General features: G+C 69.8%; 14 protein-coding genes and 3 pseudogenes. 6 read left to right on the forward strand and 11 right to left on the reverse strand.

All coding sequences use genetic code 11. From position 1 onward, the window contains the following. Positions 1–71 precede the first annotated feature (71 nt). From ACK1X7_RS47820 to ACK1X7_RS47835, 4 genes and pseudogenes are all read right to left on the reverse strand, one after another. Positions 72–507, reverse strand: a pseudogene (locus ACK1X7_RS47820) (integrase core domain-containing protein); the annotation flags it as partial. 299 nt (positions 508–806) lie between these two features. Next, positions 807–2,168, reverse strand: coding sequence for an MFS transporter (locus ACK1X7_RS47825; protein ID WP_385153993.1), 1,362 nt, complete (start codon positions 2,166–2,168; stop codon positions 807–809). Beyond that, positions 2,165–3,805: an acyl-CoA synthetase gene (locus ACK1X7_RS47830; RefSeq protein WP_413116796.1), complete on the reverse strand. Its 1,641-nt coding sequence runs from the start codon at positions 3,803–3,805 to the stop codon at positions 2,165–2,167. Before ACK1X7_RS47830 ends, ACK1X7_RS47825 begins: the two co-directional genes overlap by 4 nt. Before the next feature lie 42 nt (positions 3,806–3,847). Continuing rightward, entirely contained in the window at positions 3,848–4,645 is a 798-nt protein-coding gene (locus ACK1X7_RS47835; protein WP_413116797.1) for an enoyl-CoA hydratase/isomerase family protein, read from the reverse strand. 182 nt (positions 4,646–4,827) lie between these two features. On the opposite strand from ACK1X7_RS47835, the gene ACK1X7_RS47840 reads away from it, so the two are divergent. Beyond that, positions 4,828–5,772, forward strand: coding sequence for a LysR family transcriptional regulator (locus tag ACK1X7_RS47840; RefSeq protein ID WP_078637977.1), 945 nt, complete (start codon positions 4,828–4,830; stop codon positions 5,770–5,772). Positions 5,773–5,871: 99 nt separating this feature from the next. Here ACK1X7_RS47840 and ACK1X7_RS47845 read toward each other — a convergent pair. Beyond that, positions 5,872–6,000, reverse strand: a pseudogene (locus ACK1X7_RS47845) (NAD-dependent protein deacetylase 1); the annotation flags it as partial. A gap of 2 nt (positions 6,001–6,002) precedes the next feature. Between ACK1X7_RS47845 and ACK1X7_RS47850 the strand changes: the two are divergent. The 4 genes and pseudogenes from ACK1X7_RS47850 to ACK1X7_RS47865 form a co-directional block, all read left to right on the forward strand. Then, a pseudogene (locus ACK1X7_RS47850) lies at positions 6,003–6,110 on the forward strand (recombinase family protein); the annotation flags it as partial. A gap of 84 nt (positions 6,111–6,194) precedes the next feature. Next, the gene (locus ACK1X7_RS47855) at positions 6,195–6,707 is read left to right on the forward strand and encodes a hypothetical protein (RefSeq protein ID WP_413116798.1); all 513 of its coding nucleotides are present in this window, start codon (positions 6,195–6,197) and stop codon (positions 6,705–6,707) included. A 2-nt stretch (positions 6,708–6,709) separates the two neighbouring features. Beyond that, positions 6,710–7,060: a hypothetical protein gene (locus tag ACK1X7_RS47860; RefSeq protein ID WP_413116799.1), complete on the forward strand. Its 351-nt coding sequence runs from the start codon at positions 6,710–6,712 to the stop codon at positions 7,058–7,060. Positions 7,061–7,569: 509 nt separating this feature from the next. Then, positions 7,570–8,091: a hypothetical protein gene (locus tag ACK1X7_RS47865; RefSeq protein WP_385154005.1), complete on the forward strand. Its 522-nt coding sequence runs from the start codon at positions 7,570–7,572 to the stop codon at positions 8,089–8,091. A 98-nt stretch (positions 8,092–8,189) separates the two neighbouring features. On the opposite strand, the gene ACK1X7_RS47870 is transcribed toward ACK1X7_RS47865, so the two are convergent. Next, a complete protein-coding gene (locus tag ACK1X7_RS47870; protein WP_413116800.1) occupies positions 8,190–8,573 on the reverse strand; it encodes a transposase in 384 nt (127 codons plus the stop codon). A gap of 487 nt (positions 8,574–9,060) precedes the next feature. Then, on the reverse strand, positions 9,061–9,867 hold the full coding sequence (locus ACK1X7_RS47875; protein WP_413116801.1) for a transposase: 807 nt from the start codon (positions 9,865–9,867) through the stop codon (positions 9,061–9,063). 498 nt (positions 9,868–10,365) lie between these two features. On the opposite strand from ACK1X7_RS47875, the gene ACK1X7_RS47880 reads away from it, so the two are divergent. Beyond that, positions 10,366–10,590, forward strand: coding sequence for a hypothetical protein (locus ACK1X7_RS47880; protein ID WP_216342068.1), 225 nt, complete (start codon positions 10,366–10,368; stop codon positions 10,588–10,590). 74 nt (positions 10,591–10,664) lie between these two features. On the opposite strand, the gene ACK1X7_RS47885 is transcribed toward ACK1X7_RS47880, so the two are convergent. The 4 genes from ACK1X7_RS47885 to ACK1X7_RS47900 all read right to left on the reverse strand — a co-directional run bounded on the left by ACK1X7_RS47885 (position 10,665) and on the right by ACK1X7_RS47900 (position 15,385). Further along, entirely contained in the window at positions 10,665–11,819 is a 1,155-nt protein-coding gene (locus ACK1X7_RS47885) for a hypothetical protein (RefSeq protein WP_385154008.1), read from the reverse strand. A gap of 402 nt (positions 11,820–12,221) precedes the next feature. Then, a complete protein-coding gene (locus tag ACK1X7_RS47890; protein ID WP_390795742.1) occupies positions 12,222–13,043 on the reverse strand; it encodes a carbohydrate ABC transporter permease in 822 nt (273 codons plus the stop codon). Next, entirely contained in the window at positions 13,040–13,990 is a 951-nt protein-coding gene (locus ACK1X7_RS47895) for a carbohydrate ABC transporter permease (RefSeq protein WP_385158237.1), read from the reverse strand. Before ACK1X7_RS47895 ends, ACK1X7_RS47890 begins: the two co-directional genes overlap by 4 nt. 12 nt (positions 13,991–14,002) lie before the next feature. Then, positions 14,003–15,385 carry an extracellular solute-binding protein gene (locus tag ACK1X7_RS47900; RefSeq protein WP_413116802.1) on the reverse strand — a complete coding sequence of 461 codons (1,383 nt, stop codon included), beginning with the start codon at positions 15,383–15,385 and terminating at the stop codon, positions 14,003–14,005. Positions 15,386–15,505 lie beyond the last annotated feature (120 nt).

Raw genomic sequence — 15,505 nt, forward strand, 5'->3', positions numbered from 1 at the left:
AAGTTGCGCTACCGCCGCCCTCTTGGCTAGCCCGCTCCCCGTTTCGTCCGTCCACGGAGCCCGGAAGCGGCGCCGAGCGCGGTGTCGATGTGGAAGAAGTCCGCCGCGATGATGCCCTCGGCTTGCGAGCTGAGGAACTCACGCCAGGTCGGACCGGAGCGACGCGGCGCCGGGTCGATGCCCGCTGCGTGCAGGATCTGCCACACCGTCGAGGGTGCGATCCGGTGTCCGAGTCGGGCCAACTCGCCCTGGGTTCGCCGGTGGCCCCAGCGCGGATTCTCATCGGCGAGTCGCAGGACGAGGTTCTTGGCCGCCATGGCGGTAGTGGTCGACCGGTGCGTCTGCGCGCATTGTAGTCCCACTTCGCGGCGATGAACCTGCGGTGCCGGCCCAGCAGGGTACCGAGGGCGACCGGGAAGACCTCGCGCCGCGCAGGCCGGGTATGAGTCCGGACAGGGCTGCGAGGCAGAACCGGTCCGCTGGCTCGTAGCTGACTGGTCGGGTCAGCTATCGGCGCAGGACCGCGTTCTCGTGGCGGAGTACGAGTAGCTTCGCGTCCTTCACGGCATCGTTGCGGAGTAACGTCGATGGGAGGGAGATCAACTTGCGGGTCATCTTGTACAGCAGGCGTACGAACATCCGGTCATGCTCCCAGCCGACGACCCATCACCTCCGCCACCTGCGGCAACGGACTTTTCGAGCGGCACAGGACCGTCGCTGCCCGTCGGCACGGTGATGCTACATCCGGTGCGCCGGCCCGCGGATGAGTTGCGGGCCGGCGCACCGGTCGTCGGGGACGGGGGCTGTCAGCTCTCCAGTACGGTCGTGCGGGTCAGCGGCAGCCGCAGCGTCTCCCGGAAGGCGAAGCGGACGACCAGCGCCGAGACGACGGCCAGGCCCGTCAGGTAGAAGCCGGGGGCGAGCGGGGAGCCGAAGAGAGCGACCAGACCGGTGGCTGCGAACGGGGCGGTGCCGCCGAAGAGCACGTAGGCGGCGGTGTAGCCGAGCGCCGATCCGCTCGCGCGCAACTGGGCCGGGAACATCTCGACCATCGCGGGCACGTTCGAGGTGCCGATCACCGCGACGAGCACCGCCAGGACCGCAGTGCCCACCAGCGCCCCTGCCAGGGAGGTCCCGATCAGCCAGAACGCGGGCAGGGTGAACACGGCGAAGCCCGCGCACGCGGTGAACAGCATCGGCCGGCGTCCGTAGCGGTCGCTGGCCGCCGCCATGAACGGGCAGGCGGCGCTGTAGGCGAGCATCGCCACACACCCCGTCAGCATGGCCTGAGACTTGCTGTAGCCGACCTCTTCCGACATGTACGCGATCAGGTAGCTGCTCATCAGGTAGTAGCCGACGGCGTTGGTGATGCTGTACCCGAACAGGGTCAGCACCTGACGGCGGCACACCCGCCACGCGTCGCGGATCGGGGCGTGGCGCACCGCCTCGCGCCGTTCCATGGACCGGAAGACCGGGGTGTCCTCGATCCGGCTGCGCAGATACAGGCCGATCAGGCCGAGCGGCCCGGCCAGCAGGAACGGTATGCGCCAGCCCCAACTGTGCAGGGAGGCGTCGTCCAGCGAGGTGGTGATGAGCAGTCCCGTCAGGGCGCCGGCCACCGACGCGAGGCCCACGGTGAGCGGGACGATGCTGGCGTAGCGGGCGCGACGTCCTTCGGGGGCGTACTCCATGATGAACGCGGAGGCGCCGGTGTACTCGCCGCCGGTGGAGAATCCCTGGACCGCCCGCAGCAGGAACAGCAGCACCGGTGCCGTGATGCCGATGACCGAATAGCTGGGCAGCACCCCGATCAGCAGTGTCGAGCCGCTCATGCACAGCACGCTCAGCGCGAGCATCCGGTTGCGGCCGATCCGGTCGCCGTAGTGGCCGAAGAACACCGCGCCCAGCGGACGGGCGACGAAGCCGCCGGCGAAGATGGCCCAGGTCGCCAACAGGGCGGCGGTGGTGTCGTACTCAGGGAAGAACAGGCTGGCGAGGGTGGCTGACATGACGGCGTAGGCGCCCGAGTCGAACCACTCGACGAAGTTGCCGACCGCGGTGGCCGCGGCCACTTTCCGGCGTGCTGCGGGTGCGGCGGCCGGGCCGGGCGGGGGGACGGCGCCGTCAGTGTCGGTGGTGGGCGGGCTGCTGGGGCTGTGGCTGGTCATCTTGGTCCGTCCTTCCGGCTTGGTGTCCCTGCGGCGGGGGAGGGGGTGGGTGTGCCGAGGTCGCGTGCGCGCAGGGCGGCCCGCTGGATCTTTCCGGTGGCCGAGCGGGGCAGTTCGTCGATGAACTCGATCAGCCGCGGACAGGCGAAGCGGGAGTGGGCCCTGCGGGTGTGCTCCGAGATCTCGCGGGCCAGGACTTCGGAGGGCCGGTGGCCGGGTGCGAGTTCGATCCATGCCTTGACCGCCTGGCCGCGGAGCGAGTCCGGGACGCCCACCACGCCGGCATCGGCGACGGCGGGGTGATCGCGCAGGACGGCTTCCACTTCGTATGGACCGACACGGTACCCGGAAGTCTTGATCACGTCGTCGGTGCGGCCGAGGAACCAGAAGTATCCGTCCTCGTCCCGCACCGCCTGGTCCTTGGTGTGGTACCAGGTGCCGCCGAACGTCTCGGCCGACGCCTCGGGGCGCTGCCAGTACCCGAGCGGGTACTGCGGGTTGGATCCGGCCCGCAGGCAGATCTCGCCCGCCTCGCCCGCGGGCACCTCGCGGCCGTCCTCGTCCAGCAGGGCGACGTCCCAGCCGGGCAGCGGACGCCCCATGGATCCGGGCTTGACGGGGACGCCGGGGAAGTTGCCCAGCAGCGGATAGGACTCGGTGGAACCGTAGTAGTCGAGCAGGGTGAGGCCGAACTGCTCGCGGAACCAGTCGATGAGGTCCTCGGTCAGCGGCTCGTTGGAGCAGCACACCGCCCGCAGCGCCTGCCGGTGGCGGCGTCCGGCGTCCGGCACCTCTTGGCGCATCTTGCGCAGGAACGTCGGGTTGACCAGGGCGGTGGTGACCCGGTTGCGGGACATGGCGGCCAGCAGGCCCGGCGGGTCGAACCCTGCGGCCGGCCGGTACACCAGGTGCACGGCACCCGCCCGCAGCGGGCCCATGAGCTTGGCCATCGACCACGCCCAGTCGCCCGCGCCGTAGAACACGTCTCCGGGCCGCAGGTCGTGGCAGTAACGGAACTCGTTGTGCCCGAGCAGGGTGCGGTGGGCGTGCACGATGCCCTTGGCGGCACCGGTCGTGCCAGAGGTGTAGAAGATCAGCGCCGGGTCGTCGGCCGCGGTGTCCACGGTGGTGAATTCCGGTGCGCGGGCGGCGATCGCCGGATCGTCCACGTCGACGACGGTGCCGTCGAAGCCGCCGGCGCGGTGCACGGCCGCGGTCTCCGTCACGAGCACCGTGGCTCCGGAGTCGGCGAGCCGGTAGCGGATGGGTTCGTCGGCCCACAGCAGCGACATCGTCACCAGGATCGCGCCGGTGCGCAGCACGCCCAGATAGGTGGCTGGGGTGTCGGGACGCTGCGGCAGCAGCACGCCCACCCGGTCTCCCTTGCGTACGCCGAGGGCGTGCAGGTGCGCGGCGATCTGCCGGGAGCGGTCCTGGACCTGTTGCCAGGAGACCTCCTCCCGGTGGCCGGTGTGGTCCTCGAAGATCAGCGCCGGCCGGTCGCCGGGGTGCCGGTCGGCGACGTCGGCGGCCATGTTGTACCGCTCGGGGACGCTCCAGTGGTGGTCTTCGACGAGGCGGCGGTAGGCGGCCTCGCCGTCGTGGGCGGGCTCGGCGGTGACGACGCCGGTGGACATGACGGCAACTCCTTGACGAGGGACGATGCGGGGCGGGCGGGTTCAGCGGCGACGGCCGGACAGGAAGCGGGCCATCTCGCGTTGCGGTTCTCCGGTGGCGTAGGCGGCGGCGTGCACCTTCTTGGCCGCGTCGATCGCCTCGTCCAGGCCGGCATCGTCCAGTTCGCGCAGCCTGCCCTTGGTCAGCGCGACGGCACCGGGCGGCAACTGCGCCAGGTGGGCGGCCTCGGCCAGCGCCTCCTCCTTGACCCGGTCCTCGTCGACCAGACGGTTCAGCAGTCCGAGCCGCTGCGCCTCCGCGCCGTTCACCAGCCGGCCGGTGAGAGCGAACTCGGCCGTCTTTGCCCGGCCGAGGATGCCGAGCATGGCCCAGATACCGGTGATGCTGGGGATGCCGGAGAGGACTTCGGGCTGGCCCATGCGCACGCCCGCGTGTCCGATGCGCAGGTCGGCGAGGAGCGCGAACTGGAATCCGGAACCGGCCGCTACACCGTTCACGGCGGCGACGACTGGCTTGTCCAGCCCGCGCACCGCCCGGAACAGCCGCCCGAAGTCGTCGATCCACTCCTTGGCGGCGGCATGGTCGTCGGGGTCGATGGCAGCGGTTTCCGCCAGGTCCTGGCCCGCGCAGAACGCCCGTCCGGCGCCGGTGAGGACGATGGCACGGCACCGGTCGTCGGTGCCGGCCGCCTCGAGGGCGGCCACCAGATGTGAGCGCATCGCGGCGGTCCAGGCGTTGAGCTTGTCCGGACGGTCGAGCGTCACTTCGGCGACATAGGTCTCGGCGTCGCCGGCACGGACGGGATGGCGGGTGACGACGACGGTGCTGGATGAGGGCATGACAGCGTTCCCTTCCTTGAGGCGTGGGCGGCCGGGCCGCCGGCGGACGGCGGCGGACCCGGGAAAGAACGGGAGTGCTCCGGTATCGGAATCCCCGTGGGCCACCATGCAAACAGCAGGGGATGTGAGCTGGCCAACATCAATCGGGACTGCCCTCGATATCGCAGCGATATGGTGGGCCGATGGAGCTGCGCCACATGCGTTACTTCGCCGTGCTCGCCGAGGAACTGCACTTCGGCCGGGCCGCGAAACGCCTGCACATGGCCCAGCCCCCGCTGTCCCAGCGCATCCGCGACCTGGAACATGAACTGGGCGTGCGCCTGTTCGACCGGAGGCGGCCGCGGATCCAGCTGACCGAGGCAGGCGCACTGCTGCTGGAACACATCCGCCCCGTCCTGGCCGGTGTCGAGACCGCCCGCGAGGCGATGCGCCGGCTACAGCCCGGCGAAGCCGGTGTCCTACGCGTCGGCGTGCCGCCGGACACCAAACCCCCCGTGCTGCGCACGCTCACCGAAAGCTTCTCCCGGCGTGCCCCCGACGTCCTCATCGACCTGCACGAACTGACCACCGAGGAGCAACTGGTGCGGCTACGCGAGGGCGAACTGGACGCCGGGGTCGTCCGCCACCCCGCAGACACCGTCGGACTGGACTCCGGCCCGCTGGCCCGGCGCGACCTGGGAGTGGTACTCCGCGAGGACCACCCCTGCGCCCAGGACGAGGCACCGGTCCGGCTGCGTGACCTGGACGGGGCCTCCCTGGTGATCTTCCCGAGGGTAATGGCGCCCCAACTGTACGACCACATGCTGCTGGCATGCCGGGACGGCGGCTTCCTGCCGGGCGCCATCCGGCACGCCCGCAACCCCGACTTCGTCCACGGACTGGTGCTCGCGGGCCGGGGCATACACCTGAACGAGCCCCCGACCGCCCCGCTCGCCGCCGGCCTGGTCTGGCGTCCCCTGGACGGCGCACCCCTGGCCTGGCTGACATCGGTGGTCTGGGTTCCCACCCGGCAAAACGAGGCCATCGCCGCCTTCACCGACGCGGCCGGGGAAGGACTCACCGGGGCGGGACACCGTCCGGTCGACGAGGTCCCGGACCCACCGGCCGACGAGACGGGCGCGAGCTGACCGGCGAGAGCGGAACGCGAGATACCTCCGGACCGGCCCGCACCGGCTTCGGCTCAGCTCCAGTGAGGTGGCCCGTCGATCGCGGGCGCCGCCTCGCTGTCGACGGGGAATGCCCAGTCGGCCGGCCACGGTGGTGAGGGCTGTTGCCAGGGGGAGCGCGATCCGGGTGGCGGCGTGCTGGTCGCCGCGGGTCGGGTCCCGGTTGACGATCAGCACCGGCTTGCCCGAACCTCGACACCACCACCCCCGGCGGCCGGCTCGTCTTCCACGTCGTCGCCGTGCTCGCCGAGTTCATCCGCGAACTCATCGTCCAGGGCACCCGCGCAGGCCTAGGCGCTCCGCTCTCCACTGCTCGCGCGCCGCCGCCCGCCGCTCACCGCAGTGCCCGATGGCCGTGACCGCCCACCCAGGAGAGGCCGTCCGTGCAGAAGATCGCCCTCGTTCCCTACGCCCACCTGCCCCGAGCGCACCACGACCGCCACGTCCTGACCAGCACCGTCGACGTCTTCGGCGCCGCACACTGGCTGCTTGCCGAACGTGCTCCGCAGCCCGGCGGCGATGTCCTGCCCTTCGACGCGCTGGTCGTTTCCGTCAATCCGGGCGGCAACGTCGAACTCACCGAGTTGAGCGCCGTACGGGCCCGCTGGCCGCACCTGGACCGCCTGCCCGACGGCGGGTTCGTCGTCGCTGCGTCTCGCTCCCGCCGGTACGAGGACGCGGACCAGGTCCAGGTCTTCGACGCGCTCGGCCGCGAGACCTCGTCCTTCTCCGTCGGGGACGCCATCGAGCACCTGCTCGTGGACGAGTCCGGCCATATCTGGGTCGGGCACTTCGACGAGAACCCGCCGGAATCCGCCGCTGGAGCGCCACGGGCCGACTCGCCTGGACGTCAGACGGCGCCCGCATCCCCGGTCTCTTCGACTGCTATGCCCTGAGCGTGTCGGGCACCGCCGCCTGGACGTGCCCATACACGGACTTCCCGCTCGTCGAGATACGCCCCAACCGCCCCGACCAGCCCGTGAGAGTGTGGACGAACCGCGTACGGGGCGCCCATGCGGTGGCCGTCCACGGCGATCGGGTCGCCTTCTACGGCGGCTACGGCGAGGAGCGGGACCGACTCGCCCACGGAGAGCTCACCGAAACCTCCGTGGAGCCAACGGACGTCGGCCTGCTCGCCCTGCCCGATGGCGCTGCCCCCGGCCGCCGGCGGGTCGTCGGCCGAGGAAGCAGGATCTACGTCCAGGCCGAGCCGTTCACCGCGTGGGGCGTGTTCGACCTCAGTAGCTGATTCCCAGAACCGGAAAGACCATTTTGACCCGGTAGCCGACCATCCGACGGCCAGTCCCGACGCAGCCTGCCGCAGCGCGCGCCGACGAGGACTAGACGGTCTTCGACCAGTTGATCGAAATCTTCGATGAGCAGGTGCCCGGCGCTCTTGTGCTGCGCGGGTCTCTTCACGCCAGGGTGGGACCCGCGGTCCCGGCACGGGTTCCACTGCTCGACACGAGCAGGCGGGCCGGCTTGCGCTCGGCGTCATCGTCGGGCCGATTCTGAGCATCAGAGTTGTCCATCCGGGCCAGGTGCCGGGCTCAGTCACAGCGGGATGTCGGTGCGGGAGGTCTCTGGTTGATATGCCTGCGTGCTCGAGGGCGGATGGAGCCTCGCTGTCGTGACGCTGTCGGGGATCTTGGCTTCCGCTCTGTACGTGCACTGTGCGTAGTGGGAAGTTGGAGGGCCTGCGGCGGTCGGGCTGGTTTCCGGCCCCAGGTGTTCCACTCGCCCTAGGGAGGGTCGACCGTGGCCTCCGATCACGACATGCTGTGGCGTCGCTGCGTGCACCTGGGCCGTGTCCTGCTGCCTGTGGTGGATGAGGAGGCGTGGCGCCAGGCCCGACGTCACGAGCGTCTAGGGGCCTGGGGCATCAACATCACGGAAGGCGAGCGGCTGATCGAGGTCTTCGCGGCCCTGGCCGCTCATGCCGTCGCGGTCGACACTTCCGTGTCTGCCGCAGAGCTTGACCTCCTGCCTCTGAGCGCGGTGGCTGACGCGGCGACCGGTAAATGCGACTTCGAGCTGCTCGCCGGGCTTCCGGATACCTTCGCCGACGGCCGCGACGAACTCGCCGTCAAGGTCTTCCGGCTGTACACCTACAGGGGTGGGCAGTACAGCCGTCGGCTTTTCCATCTGAGCACGGAACTGCGCGGTGCGCTGATCGTCCTCGCCGAACGCTCGCGAATGCCGTCCCCCAGGTGCGGGCAAGTCTTCTTCTGGGCGGCTGCATCTGGCCTGCCCAGTGATCATGGAGGTTTGACGAGCTGAGGTCGCGCTCCCGGCCGCAGGTTGAGTGCTCGTCCTTCGCTGGAATCGCTTTTAGCAGGGTCCAGGGCAAGGTGGGCATCACCTTGAGAGTGATCAAGTCAGCCTGCGGGGTGGGTGGCGACGCGCCTGGACCGGGGCCGGGGGGTGTGCTGCCAGTCGAGGAAGCCCTGGAGTGCGGTGGGGTTCCGGGGTTGCCGGGCGGGTGCTGGCGGTAGGTGGACGCCGATCCGTTCGAGGTTGACCGCGATGGCGGTCAGAACGTGCTGGACGTGGGCCTTCTCTTCGCTGCGGTAGCGGCACTGGCGCATGCCGTGGCCGTTGACGAACTCGCTGATCGTGCTCTCGACGGCTGCCCGCAGCGAGTAGCGTGATAGCCATTCCTGGGTCTGCTGCTCGGTCCGGGATTCGGACTGGATGTCGTAGAGCTCGCGCGGCAGGAAGGTGACCTTCCGGGCGTCGGTGCGCGTGCAGGCGGCCTTCACCGGGCACTGGCGGCAGTCGTCCGGGGAGAACTCGACATTGACGTAGGGCGCGAGACGGCGGTGTCGACCACCGGCGGCTGACGTTGCCCTGCGGGCAGGTGACCTCCTTCGCGTCCCAGTTGATCGTGAAGGCTTCGCGGTGGAAGACGGTGCCCTTGCGGGACTGGCGGGTGCTCCTGGCTCGGATCGGTCCGACCAGGCCGACGCCGTGTTCGTGGGCGACCTGCTGTTTCAGTGCGACGGAGAGGTAGCCGCCGTCGACGAAGTGCTCCTTCGAGAGCAGGTTCCGGTGATTGAGGTTGGTCATGATGCCAGGAAGGGCCTTGGTGTCGTGGACGGCGGCCTTGGTGGTGGTCACGTCGGTGATCACGCTCGGAGCGTCGGGATCGCAGGTTTCGGTGACGTGCGCCAGGAAGCCCTTCCATCGGGTCTCGCCGCGGCGCGCGTAGCGGGCGCTCAGATCGTAGGGCGAGACGATGGCGACGGCTTAAGGGGGCAGGCCGGCGCCCTCTGTTTCCCGCCACTTCGGGCGGTCCTGGGTGTCGATGAAGTAGTTCTGCACGAAGATCTGGCGCAGGGCCTGGACCTGCTCGCCGCCACGGAGGGCGGGCAGGTAGCGGTGGACGTGCAGGAGCAGGCGGACATCCTCGCCGGTCTCCTTGATCCGGGTCTTGGGCTTGGAGGGGTTCTTGCCGAGCCGGGCCGCGCGGCCGTAGCGCTTGCCCCAGTCCTCTGTCACGAGACCCACCAGCTCGTGCGGAGCCCGGCGTGCGAGTTCCTCCAGGGTGGCGCGCATGGCCTCGGTGACCAGCTCCAGGCGGGTCAGGTCCCGTACCGCGGCGAGGACGTGGGTGGAGTCGGTGCGCTGCCGGCCGCGTTCCCGGACCAGGCCGACGGCCCTGATCTTCTCCAGCGCGAGGTCCAGCAGCTTGTCGGCCCGGCCCTCCTCGGTCAGGCGCTCACGGAAGTCGGCCAGGACGCTGTGGTGGAAGCCAGGATCCTCCAGATCCATGCCCATTGCGTACTTGAAGTCGATGCGGTTGCGAACGGACTCGGCGGCCTGCCGGTCGGACAGCTCCAGCAGGAACTGCAGGACCGACACTGTCGCCAACTGGGCAGGTGACAGGCCCGGCTTGCCGTCCCGCGGATACCACTCCTCGAAGTCCTCGTCGTCCCACAGGCCGTTGAGATGGTCACGGATGGCCATGGCCGTGGTGCCCCTGGGGTTGCTCGCCCGGGCGACTCGCACGGTCAGCTCGGGAATCACGCAGCCGGTACGGGTGCGAACACACATCTCGGGTCCTTCGGAGTCGCGGGACGCCAACCGTCCCACCCGCACACATCTCCGAACCCGAGATTCCTGGCACGGCCACCACGAACGAGTGAACGCCATCGACACGTCAGCCACTCCAGTCACGTGGACAACGGCCGACACGAACGAAGCGTTCGCCTAACGGTCACCAATGCATCGCTGCGGCCCTCAGAGGCTCGCCAACCTGACTGAGAAGCTCTGATCAGGGGAAACGCATCGCTTCACCAGCACGTCGACCACAGTGGACGACTCCGATTTTCAAGATCCCCGACGGCGTCAGCTTCTGAGCCGACCCTGACCCCCTCGACGTCTTCTGCGACGAGCTGACTCCTCGCGAGCGGAGGCGGAGATGAGACGGTCCGGGTGTGGGCCATGCCGGCATCACGCATGACGTCCACCTGATGGGGCCTGGACCTCCGTCGTCCCAGCCGGGCAGGGGCCGACGGCTACGGGTCCGTCCTGGCCTCCTACACTCACGGCATGAACGACTACACGTGCACCCACTGCGGCACCGTCGGTCTGGCGGAAGGTTTCATCGAGGACGCTGGCGAGCACTCGCGCGGGTACGCGCGCTGGATCGAGGGCGCGATGGAGCGGGGATTGTTCGGGGGTGCCAAGCGGATAGGCCGGACCCGGCGGCAGATAGTGGCGTACCGCTGCCCCAAGTGCGGGCACCTCGAGCTGTTCGTCGCCGACGAGGTGTAGTCGGTTCTCGTTGTCCCGGACGCCCGTGTGCGCGGTCGCTCATGCGCGCGGTCGCGCCTCGCGTACCGGGGTCCTTATCCGCGCTGCTCGTGGCGGTGCCATTCGCGTCCACCGTCGCGAGAGATCCATAGCCCTTCGTCCTTCACCAGGTCGTACGTCGCCGTCGTCGCGTCCGCGATGCCGTAGAGCGTCGTGCCGTCGACGGTCAACGATGTGAATGCCGCCGGTGTCTTCAATTCGTGGAAGGCGCTGTTGGCGCGGTCGTCGGCGAGCCAGTAGCGGCCGCCTTCCTCGCCGACGAGCAGCCGACCGTCCGCGAGCGACTCCAGGACCAGCGACTCCGGGCCGCGCTTCAGCTCCCTCCAGGGAATGCCGCCGGCGAGGACCGTCCGCCAGTGTTCGCCGCCGTCCGTCGTCAGCAACAGGCCGCGCACGCGCTCGCCCCGGATGAGGGACAGCGCCGCGGTGCCACCCCGCGTGGCGAGGATGCCCCCCGCGTACGGCTTCGGGACGGCTCTGGAACCAAGGGTGTGACCGTCGCGCTGCCATACGACGCGGTTGGGGGCTTCGGTCAGGGGCTGGTCCAGGCTCCAGGCGGTGCCCCGTTCGTCGACGGCGAAGCGGATGGCGTAGTCCGGCGCTCCGGCCGGGGGCGCCACGGTGCGGGTGGCGGGGCGGTAGATGAGGGTCGGCTCCAGTTCGGCGAGTAGGACATCGCCGGGGCGGGTGGGCGACGGGGTCTCGGTGATGACGGCCTTGTGCCGCTTGCCGCGTACGTCGAGGGCGTACGCTCCCTCCGCTCCCTCGCCCGGCGGCACCCGTACGAAGCCCCCGCGCACCCCCTTGAACGCGGGTTGCGCGTCCTCCGCGTCCGCGTGTTCCGCGTGCTCGGCGACCGTATGGCCGTCGGGGCCGACGATGCGCCAGGCGGTGGCGGCCGGCCCCTCGTCGTCCTCGACGTTGCTCGCCAGGTACGTCAGGAGCAGCGAGCCGTCGTTCGCGCGGGCCACATCGGTGGGTGCCCCGGCCGCCTCGATGACATCGGCCGGGCGCGGGTGAGGGTCTTCGATGACGCGTCTGTACTTCGCCTCGCGGTCCCCGGAGTCCCCGTCGCCGGAGCCACCCGGGCCGCAGGCGGTCAGCGCCAGCGCCGCACTCGCCGCGGCCGTGAGCCCGACCGTCCGTTTCCCGCCTTTCCCAAGCCACCCGCATTTCCCCAGCCACGCCATCGCCACATCCTCACACGACTCAAGCCCTTTGCGGTAAGTGCGATGCGCGGCCAGAGTGAACGTATGTGTAAGGACACTGACGCCGTGTCGGCGATGGTCGAGCGCTTCGGATCGGGGGCGGGGCCCGATGAGTGACGCTCCGCTGGCGGGTGCCCTGCGGCTGCCGGACGGCTCATGGGTTCGGGGGCGCGGTCTGCGGCATCCACGGCCGGAGGGACCGCTGCCCGGGTTCGGGCTGTATCTGGGGTCCACCCGGCTGCGCGAGCGGCATGACGGGGAGCTGGGGTGGGAGCGCGCATGGGTCGAGTGGCCCGACTTTCTGCTGCCCCGTGATCGCGACCTGGCCGGGGGTCGCCGCACCGGCGCGGCGACCCCCGGCCATTCGTTCGGTTCAGTGGTGTTTCAGCCCTTCACCGCGCCGGAGAGCATGCCCGAGATGAAGTGCCGCTGCAGGAAGACATACGAGGCGACGACCGGCAGGGCGACGATGATGGACGCGGCCGCCAGCACGGAGTACTGGGTGGTGTGCTCGCTCTGGAAGAAGGCCAGGCCGAGCGGTGCGGTGCGCTTGCTCTCGTCGGTGATCATGACCAGCGGGAGCAGGAACTCGTTCCAGGTCCACATGAACACCAGCATCGCCATCGTCAGCAGCGCCGGACGGCTGGTGGGCACCAGGATCCGCCACAGCAGCCGCCAGTCGGACGCCCCGTCCAGGCGCGCCGCCTCGATGACGCTGACCGGCACCGAGCGGAAGAAGTTGCGCATCCAGAAGACGCCGAAGGCGAGGGACTGGGCGGTCTGCGGGAGGATCAGCGACCAGTAGGAGTCGGTGAGTCCGGTGTCGCGCAGGTTGAAGTAGAGCGGGATGACGAAGGCCTCGGGCGGCACCATCAGCCCGATGAGGGTGATGTAGAAGAGGGCTGACCGGCCGGGGTAGTCGAAGTGCGCGAAGGAGAAGCCCGCCAGGATCGCCAGGACGGCCGTCAGAACCACCACCGAGACCGCGACCAGCAGGCTGGAGGTCAGATACGTGGCGAAGTGGCCCTGGCGCCAGGCGGTGGCGAAGTTGCCGAGGTCCAGGTGGTCAGGCCAGGTGAAGGAGGGCCCGGACTCCGCGGCGGGGGTCAGCGCGGACGACACCACGCCGATCAGCGGCAGCAGGGCCAGCGCGGCGAAGAGGATGAGGATGGCGTAGTTGAGCACGCGTTCGCGGGCGGAGATCACGTCTGGTCCTCCTGTGGCTGGACCTTGGTGATCAGGAAGGTGAGAAGGAGGATCACCGCGGTCAGGGTGACGGCGATGGCGCAGGCCGAGCCGACCTGGCCGGTGCCGAAGGCCCGGTTGTAGACCTCGTAGGCGGGCAGGCTGGTGGCGTTGCCCGGGCCGCCGTGGGTGGCGACGTACACCAGGTCGAAGGTGCGCAGGGCGGCGATCACGGTGAGGGTGAGCGCGACGGTGATCTGCCCGCGCAGTCCGGGCAGGGTGACGGCGAAGAACTCCCGCACCGGGCCTGCCCCGTCCAGCTTCGCCGCCTCGTACAGCTCCGCCGGGATCTGCCCGATGCCGGCGATGAACAGCACCAGGCACAGGCCGATCTCCAGCCAGGTGCCGATGAGTCCGACGGCGGGCAGGGCGGTGGAGAAGTCGCCGAGCCAGGGGCGGGCGACCGACTCCAGTCTGATGGCGCGCAGCGCGGTGTTGAGCACGCCGTCGGGAGCGTAGATCGCCGTCCAGGCGGTGGCGGTCACGACCATGGCGACCACCTGCGGCAGGAAGATCATCGCGCGGAAGACGGAGACGCCGCGCAGCCGGCCGGCCCGCGTGGTGACCGCGGCGAGCATCAGCGCGAGCGCGATCGGGATGACGGAGAAGAACAGGATCAGGATGAAGGAGTGGAGGAAGCCCGCGCGCAGCCGCGGGTCGCGGGCGATCTCGGTGTAGTTGTCGAACCCCGCCCATGTGGAGACGGAGATTCCGTCCCAGTGGAAGAGGGAGATCTGCACCAGCTGGCCGAGCGGGACCAGCAGGAAGACCGTGAGGACGATCAGGGCGGGAAGGGCGTAGAGGTAGCCCTTCCACTGGACGACGCGGCCGCGGCGCCGGACCGGCTCCCGGGTGGGGGCGCCGGCCGGGCGCTTGCGTGCCGTCGGGCGGTGTGCGGTGGCGGCCATGGCGTTTGGGGTCTACCTGCTGTTCTGGAAGGACGAGTAGTCGGACTGGAGTCGGCTGGTGAACGCCTTGGGGGTGAGGTGTCCGGCGGTCAGCTCCTGGACGGCGGCGGTGAGGGTGTCGTAGAAGGTCGGGGTGGTGTAGTCGAGGTAGGGAAGCAGTCCGTCCTTCTCACTCACGGCCTTCCACCGGGTGAGGATGTCCGCGTCGACGGTGCCGGGCGTCGGCTTGTAGTCGGCCGGTGGAAGGGCCGGCAGGTTGCCGTGGGTGGCGGCGGCCTTCATGCCGTTCTTGTTGACGAGGAAGTCGATGTACGCGCCGGCGACGTCCGGGTGCTTGGACTTGGAGGTCACGGACCACGCGAGGCCCTCGCCGCCCTGGGTGAGCGGGGGCTGCCCGGCGGCGGGGCTGAGCGCGGTGAAGCCGACGTTCTTCTTCATCTTCGGGGCGAGGGCGGCCGACTGCCAGGTGCCCTCCAGGAGGAACACGGACTTGCCCTGGCCGAAGGAGGCGACGGCCTGGTCCTTGCTCTTGCCGTTGAAGCCGGAGCCCAGGTACCCCTTGTCGGCCCAGCGGCGCAGCGTGGTCGCGGCCTTGAGGGTGCCGGAGTCCGTCCACTTGGCGTCGCCCTCGTCGAAGACGAGCTTGCGGACCTCGGGCTTGCCGGCGGCGAGGGCCTGGATGACGCCGAAGATGTGGATGCCGGGACTCTTGTCGGAGTCGCCGTAGGAAAGGGGCTGCAGGCCCGACGCCTTGGCCTTGGCCAGTGCGGTCTCGAAGCCGGTGAGCGTGGTGGGCAGAGGCAGGCCGAGCGACTTCAGCTTGGCCTTGTTGTAGTAGATGCCGATGATCTCACCGGTCTGTGAGACGCCGTACAGATTGCCGGTCTCCCAGGTCTTGCCGTCGAGGGTGAAGCGGTTGAGGTCGAGCAGCTGGGACGGGAAGGCGGTGTCCCAGCCGTAGGCCTTGGCGTAGCGGTCCACCGGCTGCAGCAGCTTGGCCTTCACGAAGGCGCCCATGTCGGGGTAGCCCTGGTTCGCCTGGACGACGTCGGGCGGGTTGGCGGAGGACAGCGCGAGTTTCAGCGTGGTCTTGAGGTCGGTGAAGGACCGGGAGACGCGCTTGATGGTGATGTTCGGGTACTTCGCCATGAACGCCTTGTTGAGCGCCTCGGTGGAGGCGTTGGCGCCCGGGTCGGTGTTCTGGTCCCACACGGTGAGGGTGACCTTCCCGGCCTTGGCGGGGTCGGTGGCGACCGGACCCGAGGTCTTGGCGCTGGTGGCCGACCCGTCGCTCGGGCCGGGGGAGCAGGCCGCGACACCGGTCAGGACACCGGTGGCGAGCGCCGCCGCGGCTATGAGGCGCCGACGGGGCTGTCGTGGGGTTCTCTCGACCATGGGGTGGTCCTCCTGGTGCTGGGGGTGCGGTTGGTGCTGGGGGTACGGCCGCCCGGGGTTGGGGGTGCGGTTGATGCTTGGGTGCGGCCGCCCGGGGGCCTTCCCCTCCCCGTTACCAGG

This window comes from Streptomyces sp. CY-1 (assembly GCF_047218265.1).
In the GTDB taxonomy this organism is placed as follows: domain Bacteria; phylum Actinomycetota; class Actinomycetes; order Streptomycetales; family Streptomycetaceae; genus Streptomyces; species Streptomyces niphimycinicus.

Excerpts from the sequence above, each read along its gene's own strand:
- ACK1X7_RS47875 (WP_413116801.1), bottom strand. The coding sequence starts at position 9,867 with ATGTGTGTTCGCACCCGTACCGGCTGCGTGATTCCCGAGCTGACCGTG.
- ACK1X7_RS47825 (WP_385153993.1), bottom strand. The coding sequence starts at position 2,168 with ATGACCAGCCACAGCCCCAGCAGCCCGCCCACCACCGACACTGACGGC.
- ACK1X7_RS47880 (WP_216342068.1), top strand. The coding sequence starts at position 10,366 with ATGAACGACTACACGTGCACCCACTGCGGCACCGTCGGTCTGGCGGAA.
- ACK1X7_RS47840 (WP_078637977.1), top strand. The coding sequence starts at position 4,828 with ATGGAGCTGCGCCACATGCGTTACTTCGCCGTGCTCGCCGAGGAACTG.
- ACK1X7_RS47830 (WP_413116796.1), bottom strand. The coding sequence starts at position 3,805 with ATGTCCACCGGCGTCGTCACCGCCGAGCCCGCCCACGACGGCGAGGCC.
- ACK1X7_RS47895 (WP_385158237.1), bottom strand. The coding sequence starts at position 13,990 with ATGGCCGCCACCGCACACCGCCCGACGGCACGCAAGCGCCCGGCCGGC.
- ACK1X7_RS47835 (WP_413116797.1), bottom strand. The coding sequence starts at position 4,645 with ATGCCCTCATCCAGCACCGTCGTCGTCACCCGCCATCCCGTCCGTGCC.
- ACK1X7_RS47900 (WP_413116802.1), bottom strand. The coding sequence starts at position 15,385 with ATGGTCGAGAGAACCCCACGACAGCCCCGTCGGCGCCTCATAGCCGCG.
- ACK1X7_RS47885 (WP_385154008.1), bottom strand. The coding sequence starts at position 11,819 with ATGGCGTGGCTGGGGAAATGCGGGTGGCTTGGGAAAGGCGGGAAACGG.